The following is a 19354-nucleotide window of genomic DNA, read 5'->3' as shown; positions in this document are numbered from 1 at the left end:
GAAAGAACTTACGCACAAGGACTTACTAAGCACTTAGTGAGTGTGCTTTCCTGCTCCCGTTCCGCCCGCTTCGTGCCGCCCCGCGGCCTGGAAGGACGAGCATGAGCCGCCCTGCCCTCCCTGATGACGCCGAGCTCCGTGACCGCGTCCGCGGCCTGGACCTGGACTCCAAGGTCCGGCTGCTTACCGGCGCGGACCTGTGGAGACTTCCTGCCGAGCCCCGGCTCGGACTGTCCGCGGTGACGATGTCCGACGGCCCGCAGGGCGTGCGGGGGACCGGCGACGACCCCGACGAGACCGGCCTGCTGGCCCCCGCGCCGAGTGCGCTGGCGGCGGCCTGGGACACCGAGCTCGCCGAGCGCCTGGGGGAGCTGTTCGCCACGGAGGCGCGCCGCAAGGGCGTCGACGTGGTGCTGGCGCCGGTGGTGAACCTGCAGCGCACCCCGATCGCCGGGCGGCACTTCGAGTACTTCTCCGAGGACCCACTGCTCACCGGCACCCTGGCCGCCGCCGTCGTACGCGGCCTGCAGAGCCGGGGCGTGGGCGCGTGTCTGAAGCACTTCGTGGCCAACGACTCCGAGACCGACCGCACCGAGTACCGCGCCCGGCTGGACGAGCGGACACTGCGGGAGGTCTACCTGACCCCCTTCGAGCAGGTCCTCGCCGAGGCCGAGCCGTGGAGCGTGATGGCCGCCTACTCGGGCCTGGACGACGGGACCGAGTCAGCGCCGATGACCGAGAACGCGCGGTTGCTGCGCGGGGTGCTGAAGGGCGAGTGGGGTTTCTCCGGGCCCGTGGTGAGCGATTGGGCCGCGACCCGGTCCACCATGGCCTCGGCGGTCGGTGGTCTGGATCTGGTGATGCCGGGTCCAGACGGTCCTTGGGGTGACGCCCTCGCTGCCGCCGTGCGCGCGGGCGAGGTGGACGAGCAGTTGGTCGACGACAAGGTGCTGCGGCTGCTGCGCCTGGCCCGGCATGTCGGCGCACTGGATGAGTCGGCGCCGTCCCCCGTACCGGCCAAGCCCGCGCCGGAGGAGTTCCGCCTGCTGCGCGAGGTCGCCGCTCGCGGCACGGTGCTGCTCCGCAACGAGGCCGACCTGCTGCCGCTGCCCCCGGACGGCATCCGCAGCGTCGCGTTGATCGGCCCCAACGCCGTCGCGCCCTATCTCCAGGGCGGCGGGAGTGCCTTCGTCCCGGCGGTGCGCACGGTGTCGTACGAGGACGGGCTGCGGGCCGCGCTCCCCGAGGACGTCCGGCTGACCGTGCACCGGGGCGGCGACGCCCGCCTGCGCCTGCCCTATGCCTCCGCCGACTTGCTCACCGATCCCGACACCGGCGCGGCGGGCATCCGCGCCGACCACCTGGACGCCGACGGCAACCGCATCGGCGGCGAGGCCGGCGCCACTGGCGACTGGACCATGTACGACGATTTCGCCCCGGCGACCCACCGGGTTCTGCTGCGCACGGAGCTGACCCTCGCCGAACCGGGGACGCACCGCCTGGAGTTCGGCTGCGCGGGGCGCTTCAGCGCGAGCATCGACGGCGAACACGTCCTGGCCGGATACGACGATCGCGGCGTGGAGCTGGTGCTGGAGTCCAAACACGCCCACCCGCCACAGCGGGGGATCGACATCGAGGTGGGGCCGGAAGGCCGCAGACTTGCGCTCGCCCTGGATCTCACCGTCGTCGACGCCGGTGGCTACGGGCGCTTCGTCACCGCCCAGCTGCGGCACACTCCGCCGGGGACCACCCCCTACGAAGAGATCGCCGAAGCCGCCGCCGCGGCCCAGGCCGCCGATGTGGCCGTCGTCGTGGTGGGTACCAACGAGGAGATCGAGTCCGAGGGCTGGGACCGCACCAGCCTCGACCTGCCCGGCCACCAGAACGACCTGGTCCGCAAGGTGATCGCCGCCAACCCGCGCACCATCGTGGTCGTCAACGCCGGCGCCCCGGTGCTGCTGCCCTGGGCCGACGAGGCCCCCTCCCTGCTGTGGTCATGGCTGCCGGGCCAGGAGGCCGGGCACGCACTCGCCGATGTGCTGCTGGGCCGTACCGAGCCGTCGGGCCGACTGCCGTGGACGCTGCCCGCCCGCGCCGAGGACGTCCCCGTCCCCGACGCCCGCCCCCGCGACGGCATCGTGGACTACACCGAGGGCGTCCACGTCGGCCACCGGGCCTGGGACCGGGACGGCCTCACGCCGGCCTTCCCGTTCGGGCACGGTCTGGGCTGGACGCGATGGACGTACGAGTCCGTGACGATCTCCCCGGCTCCCGTCTTCGCCGATCTGCCCTGCCCCGCGGGCGGAGACGGACTCAACCTGACCGTGGAACTGACCAACAGCGGCCCCCGGGCCGGCCGTGAGGTCGTCCAGGTCTACCTGGAGCCGCCGCAGGACGTCTCCGACCGGCCGGTGCGCCTGCTGGCGGGCTTCGCCACGGTCCAGGCGGCACCAGGTACACGCGTCACCGCCGAGGTACACATAGCCGCCCGCGCCTTCCAAATCTGGGACGGCGAAACCCACACCTGGCGTACACCGCCCGGCCGCTACCGCCTGCACGTCGGACGTTCCAGCCGTGATCCGCGCCTCACCGCCGGGGCGACCGTCGATGGCGGCCGCCTACACCCCGAAGGCTGACCCACCCGGCCGCACAGTCGCTTTTGCCCCGCTCACCTCCCGCGCCGTGTCCAGCCCAACCGCAAGGAGCCGCACCCATGCGCACCCCTCGTCCCACCACCAGAACCCTCCAGATCGCCTGCGCCACCGTGGCCGCCGCCCTGCTGGCCACCGGCTGCGGCCGGAGCGACGACGCCTCGTCCTCCGACAACGCCCCGGCGAAAATCGGCAGCGGCAAGGCCAAGGGCAAGCTGGTGATGTGGTCCATGGGCGACAAGGCCGACAAGGACCTGGAGAGCCTGGCGAAGAAGTTCGAGCAGCGGAACCCGGACGTGACGGTTCAGATCACGGCGGTGCCGTGGGACGCCGCGCACGAGAAGCTGACCACCTCGATCGCCGGCGGCAACACCCCGGACATGTCGTTGATCGGCTCGACGTGGATGGCCGAGATGGCCGCGATGAACGGTTTCCAGGCAACGCCGGCCTCGTTCGAGGAGTCCGCGTTCTTCCCCGGCCAATGGGACACCACGAAGTACAAGGACACCTCGTACGGCGTCCCGTTCATCGCCGACACCTCGGTGATCTACTACCGGACCGACATCACCACCAAGGCCGGTATCGAGGGTGCCCCCGCGGGCGACTGGGCCGGATACCTGAAGGACCTGAAGGCCGTCCAGGCCACCGCGGGCAAGCAGAATGCCAAGCTGCGCAACGCCACCCAGTTGCAGGTCGGCTTCAACTCCTGGCTGTTCTGGCTGCCAATGGTGTGGCAGCAGGGCGGTGACATTTACGACGCCGACGCGAAGAAGTTCACCTTCGACACGCCTGCGGTCACCAAGGCCCTGGAGTACTACAGCGGCATCTTCGAGGACAAGCTGACGCCGAACGACAAGACCGACGCACGCCAGAACCTCCAGAACGGGCTGATCGGCACCGTGCAGCAGGGCCCCAGCACCGGCGGCGACCTCCACAAGAACGCCCCGGAACTGGACGGCAAGTGGCAGACCATGCCGCTGCCGAAGGGCACGCAGGCGGCCGGCCTGGCCGGCGGCAGCGACCTCGCCGTCTTCAAGGACGCGGACAACGCCGACGCGGCCTGGAAGTTCGTCAAGTTCCTCACCGAGCCGAAGAACCTGGCCGAGTACGCGGACGCCTCGGGCAACCTGCCCGCCGCCGTCCAGTCCTGGTCGAAGGGCAAGCTGAACGAGAACCCGAAGATGGCCGCCTTCGAGACCCAGCTGAAGGTCACCAAGGCCCCTCCGGCGATCACCACCTGGCAGCAGATCGCCGACGCCATCGACTCCGAGCTCGAGAAGCTCGCCTACGGCAAATCCAGCGTCGCCGAGGTGCAGAAGGCCCTGCAGTCCAAGGCCACCAGCATCGGCACCGGCCGCTGAAGCGCCGCCGCACGCATCCCCCCGTACGGACGGATGACCACCATGCCCACGGACGGATGACCACCATGTCCACGAACACCATCGCCGGGCAGGGCACCGAGGGGCACGACACCGCCGGCAAGCAGCCGGCGGTGCTCCGCCGCACCTCCTCGCCGCGGCGGAGCATCGCACGGGGCCGCCAGGCCCGCGCCGCGTGGATCCTCGCCGCCCCGTTCCTCGCCCTGTTCCTCGCCTTCATGCTGCTGCCGGTCGTCTGGTCGACGCTGATGAGCCTGACCGACACCAAGAGCGCCGACCTGCGCACCCCGCTGAACGTGTCGTTCGTCGGCCTCGACAACTACGTACGGCTCTTCCAGGACCCGCAGTTCTTCACCGCCCTGCGCAACACCGGCGTGTTCGTCCTGGCGGCCCTGCCCCTGACCCTGGCCGCCGGGCTCGCCGCGGCGGTCGCCCTCGACAGTGGCATCCGCCGCTTCCGAGCCGCCTTCCGGGTCGGCTTCTACCTGCCGGTGATCACCAGCATCGTCGCCGTCGCCGTGGTGTGGAAAACCCTCCTCGAACCCCACACCGGCCTGGTGAACACCGTCCTCGCCTGGTTCGGCATCGACGGCCCGGCCTGGCTGGCCGACACCCGCCTCGCCCTGCCCGTCATGATCCTCATGGCCGTATGGCGCAACCTCGGCACCGTCATGATCATCATGCTGGCCGGTCTGCAGTCCGTCCCCCACTCCCTGACGGAGGCCGCCGAACTCGACGGCGCCGGCCCCTGGCAGCGCTTCTGGCGGGTCACCTTCCCCCTCCTGCGCCCCGCCCTCCTCCTCACCGCCGTCACCACCGGCATCGGCTACCTGCAGTTCTTCGACGAGCCGTTCGTCATGACCGACGGCGGCCCCCTGGACTCCACCCTGTCGGCCACGCTGTACGCCTACAAGCAGTTCGGCAACGGCAACTACGACATCGCATCGGCCGCCGGCTACGTCGTCTTCGTTCTCATCATCGCGCTGACCGTGCTGCAGTTCCGCATGCTGCGCGACAAGGACTGATGCCCCATGACCACGACCACGATCGATCCCGCTGTACAGAAGTCCGTACGACGCCGCCCCATCCGCCAGGAGTGGGGCCGCCCCTGGCTGTACCTGCCGCTCACCGGCCTCCTACTGCTGATGGTCACGCCGTTCCTGTGGATGCTCTCCGGGGCGTTCAAGCCCGAGGCGGACATCCGCAAGATCCCGCCCGACCTGATCCCCACCCGCCCCACGCTCACGAACTTCCAGGAACTGTTCAGCAGCCTGGACTTCACGACGATGTTCGCCAACTCCGTGCTCGTGGCCCTGGCCGTCACCGCCGGGAACCTCATCTTCTGCTCGATGCTCGGATACGCCCTCGCCAAACTCGAGTTCCGCGGACAGCGCGCCGTGTTCACCGTCGTCATCGCGACCCTCATGGTCCCGGGCCTGGTCACCTTCGTACCGCTGTACGTCCTGGTGGCCAACATGCAGCTGACCGGCTCCCTGCTCGGGCTGATCCTGCCCTTCCTCGCCACCCCGTTCGGGGTCTTCCTGATGCGGCAGTTCATCTCTACCCTGCCCGACGAACTCATCGACGCAGCCCGCGTCGACGGCTGCCGCGAACTGGCCATCTTCTGGAAGATCATCCTGCCCCTGACCAAGCCGGCCCTCGCGACGCTCGGGATCATCACCTTCCTCGGCTCCTGGAACAACTTCCTGTGGCCGCTGGTCGTGGCCCAGAACGAGAGCCAGTACACCCTCCCCGTCGGCCTCGCCCTGGCCAGCAGCGGACAGGACTTCACCCGCTTCGGCATCCTCCTCGCCGGCGCCGTCGTCGTCCTCCTCCCGGTGACCATCGTCTTCCTCCTCTTCCAGCGCCACTTCGTCGCCGGCATCGCCACCACCGGCCTGAAGTGACCCCGGCTCCGGCGCCCTTACCCGCCCCTCCCGCGCCGGTCCCGCCCCACCCACGTCCTGCACGCGCGCCGCCGTGCCAGGCCGTCATGCCCGCAAGGAGCCGCACCATGAGAACCACCACCCGGCAATGGCGCCGGACATCCCTGGCAGCCGCCGCGACCCTGCTCGCCACGCTCCCCGTCCTTCCGGCAGCCACACCCGCCTCGGCCGACTCCGCGCCCGGACGGGCGTCGGTCTGGATCACCAACCCGTCCACCAAGACGTACCTGTCCCAGCAGTCCCCGGTGACCTGGAAGACCGGACCCGCACCCTCCGGCTCGACGATCACCGTGGACACCTCCCGCAGGTACCAGCCCATGTCCGGCTTCGGGGCCTCGTTCACCGACTCCTCCGCCTGGCTGGTCGGCACCAAGCTCAGCGCCGATCAGCGGAACGCGCTGATGCGTGACCTGTTCAGCCGCCGCGACGGCATCGGTCTGAGCATCCTGCGTCAGCCCATGGGCGCCAGCGACTTCACCGTCAGAGGGAACTACTCCTACGACGACATGCCCGCCGGCCAGAGTGACCCCACACTGTCGAACTTCTCGATCGACCACGACCGGGCATACACCATCCCCCTGCTGAAGCAGGCCCGCGCGCTCAATCCGAAGCTGACGGTCATGGCCACCCCGTGGAGCCCGCCGGGGTGGATGAAGACCAGCGACTCGATGAACGGCGGCCGGCTCAAGCCGGACGCCTACCAGCCGTACGCCGACTACTTCGCGAAGTTCCTCAAGGAGTACGCGGCGGCCGGCGTCCCGGTGCGCTACATCACCCCGCAGAACGAGCCGCTGCACGAACCGTCCACCTACCCGGGCATGCGCCTGTCCGCTGACGAGGCGAACGCCTTCGTCACCGACCACCTCGCCCCGACCCTGCGCGAACAGAAGCTGTCCACGCGCATCCTGGGCTACGACCACAACTGGGACGTCACCAGCTACCCCGAGTCGTTCTACGCCGACCCGGCCACCGCCCGGAACGTCGCCGGTACGGCCTGGCACTGCTACGCCGCCGCCGAGCTGGTCCTGAACCAGACCGTCGTCCACAACGACTACCCCAACGAGGGCGCCTTCCAGACCGAGTGCTCTGGCGGCACCTGGGAGGGCGACGAGCAGGACGGCTTCGCCGGCGCCATGGACAACGTCATCAACGGCCCCCGGAACTGGGCCCAGAGCATCGTCCGCTGGAACGTCGCCCTTGACAACGACAGCGGCCCCAGAAACAACGGGTGCGAAGGCTGCCGCCCCATGGTGACCGTCTCTCAGGACGCCGACGGCACGTGGTCGTACACGCCGACGGCCGACTACTGGGGGCTCGCCCAGGCCAGCAAGTTCGTCCAGCCAGGCGCTCGCCGGGTCGCATCCAACACCCTGGGCAAGGGCAGCGTCGAAGACGTCGCGTTCACCAACCCCGACGGCTCCACCGCCCTGGTCACCTACAATTCCGGCACCACCGACCGCACGTTCACCGTCCGCTGGGGCAAGCGCTACTTCACCTACACCCTGGCCGCCGGAGCAGCCGCGACTTTCACCTGGAACGGCACCCAGCACGGCAGCACCGACCCGGCCGCCATCGGCTCCGTCGACCTCCCCTTCCGCAACCCCGACGGCAGCAAGGCCCTGATCACCTACGACAGCAGCCTGCTCGCCCGGCAGCCCCAGGTCCGCGTCGGCGACCAGTGGCTCGGCTACACCCTGCCCGCCGGCGCCTCGCTCACCCCGCCCACCGGTGAGGTGGCCCTGCCCCGCGGCAGCTGGCAGGCATCGGCCTCCGCGAGCAGCTCGGACGATCCGCCCACCAAGGCGATCGACGGCGACGCGGCCACCCGCTGGAGCTCCGGCCAGGGCATGCGACCGGGCGACTGGTTCCAGCTCGACCTCGGCTCCGCCCGGACGTTCAACGAGATCGTCCTGGACACCAGCGCCTCGTCCGGCGACTTCGCCCGCCAGTACGAGGTGTACACCTCCGATGACGGCACCACCTGGGGCAAGCCGATCGCCACTGGCCCCGGCAGCACCGTGACCCGAATCCTGCTGCCCACCACCACCGCCCGTTATATCCGCGCCGTCAACAAGTCCGACTCCGGCAGCTGGTGGTCCATCCACGACGTCTCCGTCCTCGCTCCCGACGGCAAGGTCACCTCGAACGCCGACGTGACCAAGGGTGTTCAGCGCAAGAGCGCTCAACTGCCGGACGGCACAAGGCTGTCGGCGGCGTACAACTCCGGCAGCGGCACCGCGGCGTTCGACATCCGGTGGGGCGGCACAACATACAGCTATCGACTGCCTGCCGGCGCCGCCGCGATCTTCACCACGCGGTCGGCCTGAACCCATACCCCACACGGAGGTGGCGTTTCGATGAAGGAGTACGGCAAGGCCGTAGACGACCCAGGTGTGAGGTCCGGTACCTTACGCCGCAGGTCGGCCTGGGGCCGTTTCACGGCCGTGGCGGCTGCTGCGGTATCGAAGGCGACCAGCCCGGGCGACCGCGCCAGATCCGGCGCCCGAGGCCGCAGCCGGGCCGCACAGGACACGCTGCCGTCAGCGACCGTCCATCCGCATGCCCGCTCACGCATGACCAGGAGGACAGCGTCCATCGGGCTGGCCCTCGCCAGCCTGCTCATAGGCACGGCAGCGGTGCCGGCCTCCTGCACCCATACCGGGCAAGGTCGGCGACGGCGGCTGGGTACTGAGCACGACCGACACATCGAAGAACTACTCCCCGACGTTCATCGGCAACGGCTACCTCGCCGCACGAGTACCCGCGGCGGGCCACGGATACGGCAGCACGCCCATCGTCACCCAGTCACAGCTGGCCGGCTTCTACGCCCGTCTCCCCAGCAAGTTCGAGGACCGGGCCAGTCTGCCGAGCTGGACCACGCTCGGCTTCGGCCGCGGCGGCGACCTCTACGGAATCGGTCGCTGGTCCTGCGCGTTCAACCAGCTGTGTCCGGCGATGTACGGGCAGATCTCCGGCGGCGCGTTCGTGGAGAGGTCCCACCCCGGCTCGGTCGCCGACGGCTACCTGGCCGGCCTGAACAATGGCGGCAACCCGACGGTCGGCGGCGCCGGCGTCGTCCCGATCCGTGACGCGCCGGCCGGCAAGGCCACCCTGGCCGTCCGGTACGCGAACGGCAGCGGCGGCCCGCAGACCATCCACCTCGGCGTCAACGGCACTCTCCAGCAACTGACCCTGCCCGACACGGGCGGCTGGGACGACTGGGCGACGCTGACGATGCCGGTGACGCTGAACGCGGGCACGAACACGCTCAAGATCACAGTGGCCGAAGGTGACACGGCCCGGGTCAACGTCGACTACCTCACGGTGTACCCGGACGGCGCACAGCCTCCCACCGACATCGCCTCCGCCACCGTCGGCACCACCAGCAAGTACCGGCAGTCGCTGGACCTGCGTACCGGCGTGCTGAGCACGTCGTTCGACTGGACCTCCCCGGCGGGCGACACGACCAGCTTCGACTACGAGGTCAGCGCCAACCGCGCGGACGGCCATCTGGGCACGGTCAGCGTGCGGGCCGTCCCGCACTGGAGCGGAACCGCCACCGTCGTGGACCAGTTCGACGGCCAGGGACTGAAATACGCCTCGACCAGGAACGCGCGCGTCGACGGCAGGACCGCGACGCTGTCCCAAACCGTCGTGAGCGACGGGAACTTGGTCACCGCCGGACTGAACTCCGTACTCCGCGTCAACAACCGAGCCGTGCCGACCAAGGCGATGGCCGTACCCGACGACGGCACCGCCGGGCAGAGCGCGACCATCCCGGTCCGCGCCGGTCAGCCCTTGCGGATCACCAAGTACGTGGGCGCGGCCTCCAGCGTCGACACCGACCGGTCGCTTCGGTCCGCGACCCCGCAGCAGGCCGCCGCGAAGACCGCGGCCCGAGCATCCGCGGACGGCTACCGACAAGCGCTCGCCCGCAACAACAAGGCATGGTCCCGCCTGTGGCAGTCGAACATCTCCATCCCCGGTGACACCGCCATGACCGCGCAGATCCGCGCGTCCATGTTCTACCTGCTCGCAAGCACGCGCGCCGGCGTCGACTGGAGCATCAGCCCGGCCGGACTGTCCTCGGACGGCTACGGCGGTCACGTGTTCTGGGACACGGAGACCTGGATGTACCCGGCCCTGCTCGCCCAGTACCCCGACATCGCACGCGGCGCGAACACCTACCGGCAGAAACTGCTGCCCGCCGCCAGGGCCGCGGCGAAGGAACTGTCCACTCCCGCCCGCCCGATCAAGGGCGCGAAGTTCCCGTGGCAGAGCGCGCTCACCGGCAAGGAGGAGACCCCGCCGCCCTGGAACGAGGGCAACACCGAGCTCCACATCAACTCCGACATTGCCCTGGCGCAGTGGCAGTACTACCAGGCGAGCGGCGACGAGCAGTGGCTGCGGGACAAGGCGTGGCCGGTGCTGAAGGACATCGCCGACTACTGGGCCACGCGCGCCGAGCCCGACCCGGCCGGCGGCTACGACATCAACGACGTCATGGGCCCGGACGAGTACCACGACCACGTCGACAACAGCGTGACCACCAACGCTGGCGCCCAGGCATCGCTGCGCATCGCTGTCAGCGCCGCCCGCATCCTCGGCCAGCCCGCCGAACCGGAATGGAGCAAGGTCGCCGACGGCCTGAAGATCCCGGTGGACACGGCCCTCAACATCCACCCCGAGTTCGAGGGCTACAATGGGCAGACTGTCAAGCAGGCCGACGTCACCCTGCTGCAATACCCCTGGGCGGTGCCGATGCCGGCTGGCCTGGCCCAGAACGACCTGGACTACTACCAGGCACGCACCGACCCGAACGGCCCGTCCATGACGGACGCGATCGCCACCATCGCCAGCGCTGCCCTCGGATCCCCGGACTGCCAGACGTACCACTACATGCGGAACAGCGTGGACCCCTACCAGGCCGCACCGTTCAACCAGTGGTACGAGACCCGCAATGGCGGAGCCTTCAACTTCACCACCGGCCAGGGAGGCTACCTGCAGGAGTTCCTCTACGGCTTCACCGGGATGCGCTGGGGAACCGACACGATCACCATCGACCCCTTCCTGCCGCCGCAGCTCCCGGGCGTCGACATCACCGGGGTGAAATGGCAGGGGCGCACCTTCGACCTGTCTGTCGGCCAGCAGACCACGAAGCTGACCCTGCGCTCCGGCCCGCCGCTTCCCGTCCGAGTCGGCCTTGGCAGCGATGACGTGCGCAAGGTCAAGCCCGGCACAGCGCTGAAGGTGCCCACACGGCACCCGGCCGGCGACGCGACGAACTGCAAACCGTAACACGCCGGGCGCCGACCGCAGTCGTCCGCGACCGCCGTAACCACGGCACGGCCTGCACGGCACAGCGGTCGGCCAGCCCGAACCGTCACTGACCGTGCCCCTCAGCCGGATGCATCCGATGCTCCGGCCGAGGGTGCCCCGAACGCCACCGCCTCCGTCACCAGCGGAGGTTGTGGCCGTGCCCCGTTCGGCTCGTTCCTCGTGGAGCTGGGCGTCTGCGAGCGTCCTGTTGTGCCGGATCACCCGGCACGCCGTCGGCGGCCCTGCAACTGCTGCACCATATCCGCGAACACGCCGCACTCACCGACGCCGTTCGGTGGTCCTGCCACAGCGCCCACCGGGTGCGCGCCGACCCCGAATTGCGCACGGTCCTGCCGGACCCGCACGCCGACGTGGAGCGGTAGCCGCACCCCCCGGCGGAACCCTCGGCCTGACACCGCGGTACGCGGCCATGAGCGGGCCACGGAGACGCCTCGACCCACCCGGAAATCTCTTGGTTTCGCGCACGTACTGTCGGCGCCGGGCGTCGGCTGTCGAATCGTCTCGATTGACGATCGGGTTTGAACACAGGGGCCGATGGGTTGGGAGGGGCGGAAGGATAGGTGGGTGCTGTCCCGGGTCGTGGGGTCTGACTCATGATTTCTCTGACCGAGGTGTCCTGGTGTCACAGTGTCGGCCGTTGGCCGGGGATGGTGCGTTGTCGGTGCCGGGCTGGCGGGGTGTGTCCCGATAGGGGCCTGCCGATTGTTGTGGCGTCCTCACGATTCTGACCGCCCGAGGCGGCCCGGTACCGGCAACGCGACATGACATCGGACCGGAAGGGGAACGGGCATGTCCAGATCGACCGTGCCCAGTACGTCGGCTGCTCCGAAGACCCGCCGTCGCCGCCCTTCGGGGGAGGTGGTGTTGGGAGTGGACACGCACCGTGATGCCCATATGGCTGCGGTGCTCTCCTTGACGGGGGCTGTGCTTGCCACCGACGAGTTCCCGGCCACCGCGGCTGGATACCGTGAGCTGCTGAAGTGGGCCAGGAATTTGGGCGTGGTGGGGCGGGCCGGGGTGGAGGGGACCGGCTCCTACGGGGCGTCCCAGTCGCGCTATCTGCTGGCCCAGGGCATAGACGTGTTTGACGTGAACCGGATGGACCGCGCAGATCGCCGCCGGCGCGGCAAATCGGATCCGCTCGATGCCCAGAACGCGGCCAGGGCCGTATTGAGCGGGCGGACGTGCGCGCGGGCCAAAGCGGGCGACGGTCCGGTGCAGATCGCGAGAATGTACAAACTCACGAAGGCGTCGGCCGTCAAAGCCCGTACGCAGGCCATCAATCAGCTCAAGGCCGTCCTCGTCACTGCTGACCCCGTCTTGCGGGAAGAGCTGGCCGGACTGGGCAATGCCGAACTTTTCCGTACCTGTGCGCGGTTCACCGACGTGAGTGGTCACGGGGAGGTCGGTGAGGAGTCGGTGCTGCAGGCCACGCGGATCACGCTGGGTCTGCTGGCTGATCGGATCGGCCAGCTCTCCGAGCAGATCCGGGAGGTGGACGCTCGTATGGCCCGGCTTGTGGAAGGTCATGCCCCGCAGTTGCTCGAGGTGGTGGGGATCGGTCCGGATACGGCCGTCACTTTGCTGATCACGGTGGGGGACAACCCGGAACGGCTGGACAGCGAGGCGTCCTTCGCCGCGCTGTGCGGGGTCAGTCCCGTCGAGCGTTCCTCGGGGCGCAGGCAGTTCCGTCGCCTCAACCGCGGCGGCGACCGTCAGGCCAACGCCGCGCTCCACCGCATCGTCTTCACCCGCCTGCGGGTCGACCCGCGCACCCAGAACTACTACGAGCGCCGCATCAAGGAGGGCAAGACCCGACGCGAAATCGTCCGGTGCCTCAAACGCTACGCGGCCCGGGAGGTCTTCCACCTGGTCAAACAGCCACAACCAGCACCCCGCTCATAGGGGCTGTCGTGACAGATGAGAGGCTCAGACGGGTGAGCGAGACACCACCGAACAGCCTGCAATACCGCTTTGACGGGCCAGAAGAGGCTCCCGTCCTGATCCTGGGTCCCTCACTGGGTACCACATGGCACATGTGGGACCGCCAGGTCCCCGAGCTGACCAAGCAGTGGCGTGTCTTCCGGTTCGACCTGCCCGGCCACGGCGGCGCCCCCGCGTATCCGGCGGGGTCGGTCGGCGCTCTCACCACGCGGCTGCTGGCCACCCTCGAAGGGCTCGGCGTGCAGCGCTTCGGCTACGCGGGCTGCGCGTTCGGCGGCGCCGTCGGCATCGAGCTGGCCCTGCGCCACCCGGAGCGGCTCGCCTCGCTCGCGCTGATCGCGGCCTCACCCCGCTTCGGTACGGCCGACGAGTTCCGGCAGCGAGGCGTGATCGTCCGCACGAACGGCCTCGACCCGATCGCCCGTACCGCGCCCGAGCGCTGGTTCACCGGCGGGTTCGCCGCCGCGCAGCCCGCGATCACCGAGTGGGCCGTGCAGATGGTGCGCACCACCGACCCCGGCTGCTACATCGCCTCCTGCGAGGCGCTCGCCTCGTTCGACGTCCGTCCCGAGCTCGGACGGGTCGGCGTACCGACCCTGGTCCTGGTCGGGTCGGACGACCAGGTCACCGGCCCCGCCGAGGCCCGCACGCTGGTCGCCGGCATCCCGGACGCCCGCCTCGCCGTCGTCCCCGGCGCCTCCCACCTGGTCCCGGTGGAGCAGCCCAACGCGGTCACCGACCTGCTGGTGCGGCATTTCTCCACGGCCTGGCAGCCCGCCTTCGAGACCTCCACCGGCCCGACCGCCCTGCCCCCGGCCGCCCTCAGGCCGGTCCTGTCTCCCGCCTCGCCGCAGCCCCCGCAGACCGGGCCCCTCGCCGAGATCGCCCCGATCGCCGTACCGCAGCAGGCCCAGGGCAGGCCCGACCCGTACGACGCCGGGATCAAGGTCCGCCGCGAGGTGCTGGGTGACGCGCACGTCGACCGGGCGCTGGCCCAGGCCGACGAGTTCTCCGGGGACTTCCAGGAGTTCATCACCCGCTACGCCTGGGGTGAGATCTGGGACCGTCCCGGACTGGACCGTCGTACCCGCAGCTGTGTCACCCTCACCGCCCTGGTCGCCGGCGGGCACCTGGACGAGCTGGCCTTCCACACCAGAGCCGCCCTGCGCAACGGGCTCACCCCCGGCGAGATCAAGGAAGTGCTGCTCCAGGCGGCCGTCTACTGCGGCGTACCGGCCGCGAACAGCGCCTTCAAGGTGGCCCAGCAGGTCATCCGTGAGGAGACCACGCCCCGGGAGTGAGCCCCGCGCCGGGGCGTGGAGGGAGGATGGAGTCATGAAGCTCACGAAGATGTCGCACGCCTGCGTCCGTCTCGAGAAGGAGGGCCGGACCCTCGTCCTCGACCCCGGCGCCTTCAGTGAGGAGGACGCCGCGCTCGGCGCGGACGCGATCCTCGTCACCCACGAGCACCCCGACCACTTCGACGAGTTCCGGCTGCGGGCCGCGATGGAGAACAATCCGGGCGCCGAGATCTGGACCCTGAAGGCCGTCGCGGAGAAGATTTCCTCCGCCTTCCCCGGCCGCGTCCACACCGTCGGCCACGGCGACACCTTCAGCGCCGCGGGCTTCGACGTCCAGGTCCACGGCGAACTTCACGCGGTGATCCACCCGGACATCCCGCGCGTCACCAACGTCGGCTACCTCGTCGACGGCGGCAGGGTCTTCCACCCCGGCGACGCCCTCACCGTCCCCGGCCGCCCGGTCGAGACGCTGATGCTCCCCGTGATGGCCCCCTGGAGCAAGATCTCCGAGGTCATCGACTACGTGCGCGAGGTGAGGCCGCAGCGGGCCTACGACGTCCATGACGCCCTCCTGACCGACCTGGCCCGCCCGATCTACGACCGGCAGATCGGGCAGCTCGGCGGTTCGGAGCACCTGCGGCTGACGCCCGGCGACTCCGCGGAGGTCTAGGCCGTCACGGGGGCCGGCCGCGTTGTCGGACCCTCCGGGTAGGTTGTGGGACATGCGCATCGCGACCTGGAACGTGAACTCGATCACCGCCCGCCTGCCGAGGCTCCTGGCCTGGCTGGAGAGCAGCGGCACGGACGTGCTGTGCCTCCAGGAGGCCAAGGTCGCCGAGGAACAGTTCCCGGTGGAGCAGCTGCGCGAGCTGGGCTACGAGTCGGCCGTCCACGCCACGGGCCGGTGGAACGGCGTGGCGGTGCTCTCCCGTGTCGGCATCGAGGACGTCGTCAAAGGCCTGCCCGGCGACCCCGGGTTCGACGGCTCGGTGGAGCCCCGCGCCCTCTCGGCGACCTGCGGCCCGCTCCGCGTCTGGTCGGTCTACGTGCCGAACGGCCGTGAGGTGGGCCACCCGCACTACGCCTACAAGCTCCAGTGGTTCGAGGCCCTCAAGGCCGCCGTCGCCGGTGACGCGGCGGGCAGCCGTCCCTTCGCGGTGATGGGCGACTACAACGTGGCGCCGACGGACGACGACGTCTTCGACCCCGCCTTCTTCGAGGGCTCCACCCACGTCACCCCCGCCGAGCGCGCCGCCCTGGCCTCCCTGCGCGAGGCCGGCCTGTCGGACGTGGTCCCCCGGCCCCTGAAGTACGAGCACCCCTTCACGTACTGGGACTACCGCCAGCTCTGCTTCCCGAAGAACCGCGGCATGCGCATCGACCTGGTGTACGCCAACGCACCCTTCGCCAAGGCGGTCAGCGACGCGTACGTGGACCGCGAGGAGCGCAAGGGCAAGGGCGCCTCGGACCACGCGCCCGTGGTCGTGGACCTGGACGTCTAGGGCCGCAGCAGCCGCAGGTCGACCGAGTGCGCCAGGGTCGCCAGCCCCGCGTCGCCCGGATGCAGATGGTCCCCGCTGTCGTGGGCCGGCAGCATCCGGGAGGGCCGCTGCGGGTCACGCATCACCGCGTCGAAGTCGAGCACTCCGTCGAAGACCCCGCCGGCGCGGATCCAGTCGTTCACCGCGACCCGCTCGGTGTCGACGGCGGGCGTGCACCGCGCCTCGCCCTCGCAGGGCAGGATCGTCGCCGCGAGCATCCGCAGCCCGCGGGCGTGTCCGCGCACCGCGAGTTCGCGCAGCCCGTCGATCACCTGCTTCGCCGGGGTGCCCCACCGCAGGTCGTTGACGCCCTCGAAGACGACGGCGGTGTGCGCCGCCGGCTGGGCGAGGACGTCCCGGTCGAAGCGGTGCAGGGCGCTCACCCCTGCCGTGTCCGTGGACACTCCGTCGCCGGGGTACCGGTCGGTGACCACGCGGTTGCCCGAGACGCCGAGGTTCAGCACGCCGTAGCGCGGGACGGTGTCCTGCCTGAGGAGCCGGCCGGCCAGGACGTTCGGCCAGCGCCGGTTCGCGTCCATCGTTGACTTGTCGCCGTCGGTGATCGAGTCCCCGAGCACGACCACGGACCCGGGCCCGCCGCCGACGTCGACCCCGGCGAGCAGCGGCCAGCGGGTGATCACCGAGGTGTACGCCCCGGCCGCGCCGTCCGCCGCGTGGTCGCCGGGCTCGCTGACGTAGGAGCGCTGCTGGGCGAGCCCGTGCACGGGCGCCGCGGCCACCGTGCCGGGCAGGTGGAAGCTCACCAGCAGATCGGCGTCCGCGGGTACGGGGAAGCCGAGCGGATCGCTGAACGCCTGGGCCCCGGCGGGGATGGTCACGCCCGGCGCACCGCCGAAGGCCAACGCCACCGGGGTGCCGCGCGAGGCCGCGCCCGACGCCCGGACCGCCACCGTCGCGCTGCCGATCCGTACCGGGGCCGCCGCGAAGGTGTTGTCGAACCGTAGCCGCACACGGGACCCGCCGGCTGACGTGTGCACGACCAGCCGCAGCGTCCGGTCCGTCCAGGGACCCACGGCGGCGTATCCGCCCGTGGCCGTCGTCCAGCTGCCCGTCCAGCCCCGTGTGGCGGTCCGTACCGACACCGCGAAGACGTGCAGCCCGGCCGCGTCCGGCAGCCGGACCGAGGCCACCGGGCGCCCCGGGACCAGCGGCACCGTCACGGCGTACAGGCGGGCCTGCCGGGTGAGTTGGCCGGCCGGCGTGTTCAGGTGCGGCAGGGCCACCGTCTTGGTCGCGAGCGGGCCGCTACGCCAGTCGGGTGCGGTCAGCCGGTAGCCGGAGCGGGAGCCGTTCGCGTACGTGACCGTGCCCCGGCCGCCCACCTCCGTGCCGGTGGTGCCCGCCACCAGGAAGGCGAGGGCGTCACCGCGTCCCGTGATCCGGACGTCCTGTCCGGCGGCGCGGACGTTGTCCGGCTGGCCGAGCCGCCGGTCGGGCCAGGTCAGCCGGGCACCCTGCACGGTCAGGGCGCGACCGGGCGTCCAGCCCGCGGCCGTGAGGTCCCGCGCCGACAGGGAGGCGCCGGACCCGTCGAAGTCGGCGTCACCGGGACGGCTGTCGTCGCTGACGGCCACGTTGTCGAACAGCCGCTCCAGCGGCACCGGTGCGGCCCGTCCCTTCTCGACCGCCTGCGCGGAGACCGCCGGGACCAATGACCCGCACAGGGCCAAGGCGACCGAGATCCCCCGGAAACATCGGCGCACGGCCGGCTCCTCCCGCTCAGCGACACACGACGCGACAACACCAAACGCAGGGACGGCGAAGAGGTAACGATGGACGAGACGCAAGACGCACGGTGAAGCTAGGGAGGCAGGGATGGCGCGTCAACGCGCGCCGCGTGAACTCGGCCTGAACTCGACCCGGATCGACGGGACCGCGCGCCCTGTGGTGCAGACGGCGGTACGAATGACACGCTGGACGTATGAACATCCCTTTCCTGGGCAACCGGCGCCAGAAGATCGGGTTCCCCGATCCCGCAGGCATAGCGGAACTCCTCGCGGAGTGCGAACTGCTCCGCTCCCAGGCGTACCGGGAGGGTGTGCGGCTGGACGACTCGGCGGCCTCCCTCGAAGCGCTGGACCAGCTCGTGCCGCGCTGGCGGGACGACGAGGAGACCCTGCCCTGGCTCGGCAACGACGCCGGGCTCTACCTCGGCACCGTCATCGTGCGCACCGTTCCGGGGGCCGCCTGGGAGATCCGGTCCGACGGGCAACCGGTCGTACGGCTGACCTCCGGCCGGGAGGTCGACGTGGTGGACGCCGGGCGCGAGTGGGCCGTCAACGGGGTCCCCGAGCTGTCGCAGTTGTACGCCGAAGTCGCGGAGTCGTGAGCCCCATGACGGCATCCAATGGCCCAATGTTCCACGTAAATACGGCTAATGATCGAAAAGTGCGTGTCGCCCGACAACTTCGATCTTGTCTGGATACGTTGCGGCAACCACCACACAGCTGAGAGTGAGTAGGGCTGAGTATGGCCGTCGAGCCGCTGATCGAGCTGCGTGACGTCAACAAGCACTTCGGGGAGCTGCATGTCCTGCAGGACATCAACCTCACCGTCGGCCGGGGGGAGGTGGTCGTGGTCATCGGCCCGTCCGGCTCGGGGAAGTCGACCCTCTGCAGGGCGATCAACCGTCTGGAGACCATCGAGTCCGGAGAGATCGTCCTCGACGGGCAGTCGCTGCCGGAGGAGGGCAAGCCGCTGGCCCGGGTGCGCGCCGACGTCGGCATGGTCTTCCAGGCGTTCAACCTCTTCGCTCACAAGACCGTCCTGCAGAACCTCTCGCTGGGGCAGGTCAAGGTGCGCGGGCGCAAGAAGGAGGACGCCGACAGGCGCTCCCGGGAGCTGCTCGAGCGGGTCGGTGTCGCCGATCAGGCGGACAAGTACCCGGCGCAGCTCTCCGGCGGCCAGCAGCAGCGCGTGGCGATCGCCCGCGCCCTGGCCATGGAGCCCAAGGCGATGCTCTTCGACGAGCCGACCTCGGCCCTCGACCCGGAGATGATCAACGAGGTGCTGGAGGTCATGAAGCAACTCGCCCGCGAGGGCATGACCATGATCGTCGTCACGCACGAGATGGGCTTCGCACGCTCGGCCGCCAACCGCGTCGTCTTCATGGCCGACGGCCGGATCGTCGAGGACCGCACCCCCGACGAGTTCTTCACCAACCCCAGCAGCGACCGCGCCAAGGACTTCCTTTCCAAGATCCTCAAGCACTGAACGAGCAGGCACCGGACG

General features: G+C 70.2%; 13 protein-coding genes. 12 read left to right on the top strand and 1 reads right to left on the bottom strand.

Annotated elements, in window-relative coordinates; all coding sequences use genetic code 11:
• The first annotated feature begins 101 nt into the window (after nucleotides 1–101).
• The 10 genes from ACIQHQ_RS08720 to ACIQHQ_RS08675 all read left to right on the top strand — a co-directional run bounded on the left by ACIQHQ_RS08720 (nucleotide 102) and on the right by ACIQHQ_RS08675 (nucleotide 16063).
• Nucleotides 102–2636 (top strand): beta-glucosidase, encoded by a 2535-nt coding sequence (locus ACIQHQ_RS08720; protein ID WP_402611037.1) that lies wholly within the window; start codon nucleotides 102–104, stop codon nucleotides 2634–2636.
• Between the two features lie 77 nt (nucleotides 2637–2713).
• Nucleotides 2714–4012, top strand: a complete 1299-nt coding sequence (locus ACIQHQ_RS08715; RefSeq protein ID WP_402611035.1) for an extracellular solute-binding protein — start codon at nucleotides 2714–2716, stop codon at nucleotides 4010–4012.
• Between the two features lie 65 nt (nucleotides 4013–4077).
• Nucleotides 4078–5055 (top strand): carbohydrate ABC transporter permease, encoded by a 978-nt coding sequence (locus tag ACIQHQ_RS08710; RefSeq protein ID WP_402611034.1) that lies wholly within the window; start codon nucleotides 4078–4080, stop codon nucleotides 5053–5055.
• A gap of 6 nt (nucleotides 5056–5061) precedes the next feature.
• Nucleotides 5062–5937: a carbohydrate ABC transporter permease gene (locus tag ACIQHQ_RS08705; protein WP_402611033.1), complete on the top strand. Its 876-nt coding sequence runs from the start codon at nucleotides 5062–5064 to the stop codon at nucleotides 5935–5937.
• A gap of 107 nt (nucleotides 5938–6044) precedes the next feature.
• Complete coding sequence (locus ACIQHQ_RS08700; protein ID WP_402611032.1) at nucleotides 6045–8303, top strand: discoidin domain-containing protein; 2259 nt, start codon at nucleotides 6045–6047, stop codon at nucleotides 8301–8303.
• A 628-nt stretch (nucleotides 8304–8931) separates the two neighbouring features.
• The gene (locus tag ACIQHQ_RS08695; RefSeq protein ID WP_402611030.1) at nucleotides 8932–11274 is read left to right on the top strand and encodes a glycosyl hydrolase family 65 protein; all 2343 of its coding nucleotides are present in this window, start codon (nucleotides 8932–8934) and stop codon (nucleotides 11272–11274) included.
• Nucleotides 11275–12186: 912 nt separating this feature from the next.
• Nucleotides 12187–13221 carry an IS110 family transposase gene (locus ACIQHQ_RS08690; protein WP_402611029.1) on the top strand — a complete coding sequence of 345 codons (1035 nt, stop codon included), beginning with the start codon at nucleotides 12187–12189 and terminating at the stop codon, nucleotides 13219–13221.
• Between the two features lie 32 nt (nucleotides 13222–13253).
• Nucleotides 13254–14561, top strand: a complete 1308-nt coding sequence (gene pcaC / locus ACIQHQ_RS08685) for a 4-carboxymuconolactone decarboxylase (RefSeq protein WP_402611028.1) — start codon at nucleotides 13254–13256, stop codon at nucleotides 14559–14561.
• Between the two features lie 34 nt (nucleotides 14562–14595).
• The gene (locus ACIQHQ_RS08680) at nucleotides 14596–15231 is read left to right on the top strand and encodes an MBL fold metallo-hydrolase (protein WP_402611027.1); all 636 of its coding nucleotides are present in this window, start codon (nucleotides 14596–14598) and stop codon (nucleotides 15229–15231) included.
• A 52-nt stretch (nucleotides 15232–15283) separates the two neighbouring features.
• Nucleotides 15284–16063, top strand: coding sequence for an exodeoxyribonuclease III (locus ACIQHQ_RS08675; protein WP_402611026.1), 780 nt, complete (start codon nucleotides 15284–15286; stop codon nucleotides 16061–16063).
• On the opposite strand, the gene ACIQHQ_RS08670 is transcribed toward ACIQHQ_RS08675, so the two are convergent.
• Nucleotides 16060–17826: an SGNH/GDSL hydrolase family protein gene (locus ACIQHQ_RS08670; protein WP_402611024.1), complete on the bottom strand. Its 1767-nt coding sequence runs from the start codon at nucleotides 17824–17826 to the stop codon at nucleotides 16060–16062. The two genes, ACIQHQ_RS08675 and ACIQHQ_RS08670, sit on opposite strands and share 4 nt — an antisense overlap.
• A gap of 218 nt (nucleotides 17827–18044) precedes the next feature.
• Between ACIQHQ_RS08670 and ACIQHQ_RS08665 the strand changes: the two genes are divergently transcribed.
• Nucleotides 18045–18452: a DUF6278 family protein gene (locus ACIQHQ_RS08665; RefSeq protein WP_402611022.1), complete on the top strand. Its 408-nt coding sequence runs from the start codon at nucleotides 18045–18047 to the stop codon at nucleotides 18450–18452.
• Nucleotides 18453–18592: 140 nt separating this feature from the next.
• A complete protein-coding gene (locus tag ACIQHQ_RS08660; protein ID WP_402611020.1) occupies nucleotides 18593–19336 on the top strand; it encodes an amino acid ABC transporter ATP-binding protein in 744 nt (247 codons plus the stop codon).
• Nucleotides 19337–19354 lie beyond the last annotated feature (18 nt).

This window comes from Streptomyces sp. NPDC092370, from assembly GCF_044755265.1.
Lineage (GTDB): Bacteria > Actinomycetota > Actinomycetes > Streptomycetales > Streptomycetaceae > Streptomyces.
Note: the sequence above shows the minus strand (reverse complement) of the source record. Positions and strands in the feature narration are given on the sequence as shown.

What these genes read in the sequence shown, in the direction of transcription:
- ACIQHQ_RS08665 (WP_402611022.1), top strand. Translation starts at nt 18,045, where the DNA reads ATGAACATCCCTTTCCTGGGCAACCGGCGCCAGAAGATCGGGTTCCCC.
- ACIQHQ_RS08675 (WP_402611026.1), top strand. Translation starts at nt 15,284, where the DNA reads ATGCGCATCGCGACCTGGAACGTGAACTCGATCACCGCCCGCCTGCCG.
- ACIQHQ_RS08680 (WP_402611027.1), top strand. Translation starts at nt 14,596, where the DNA reads ATGAAGCTCACGAAGATGTCGCACGCCTGCGTCCGTCTCGAGAAGGAG.
- ACIQHQ_RS08660 (WP_402611020.1), top strand. Translation starts at nt 18,593, where the DNA reads ATGGCCGTCGAGCCGCTGATCGAGCTGCGTGACGTCAACAAGCACTTC.
- ACIQHQ_RS08720 (WP_402611037.1), top strand. Translation starts at nt 102, where the DNA reads ATGAGCCGCCCTGCCCTCCCTGATGACGCCGAGCTCCGTGACCGCGTC.
- ACIQHQ_RS08705 (WP_402611033.1), top strand. Translation starts at nt 5,062, where the DNA reads ATGACCACGACCACGATCGATCCCGCTGTACAGAAGTCCGTACGACGC.
- ACIQHQ_RS08715 (WP_402611035.1), top strand. Translation starts at nt 2,714, where the DNA reads ATGCGCACCCCTCGTCCCACCACCAGAACCCTCCAGATCGCCTGCGCC.
- ACIQHQ_RS08710 (WP_402611034.1), top strand. Translation starts at nt 4,078, where the DNA reads ATGTCCACGAACACCATCGCCGGGCAGGGCACCGAGGGGCACGACACC.
- ACIQHQ_RS08700 (WP_402611032.1), top strand. Translation starts at nt 6,045, where the DNA reads ATGAGAACCACCACCCGGCAATGGCGCCGGACATCCCTGGCAGCCGCC.
- ACIQHQ_RS08695 (WP_402611030.1), top strand. Translation starts at nt 8,932, where the DNA reads ATGTACGGGCAGATCTCCGGCGGCGCGTTCGTGGAGAGGTCCCACCCC.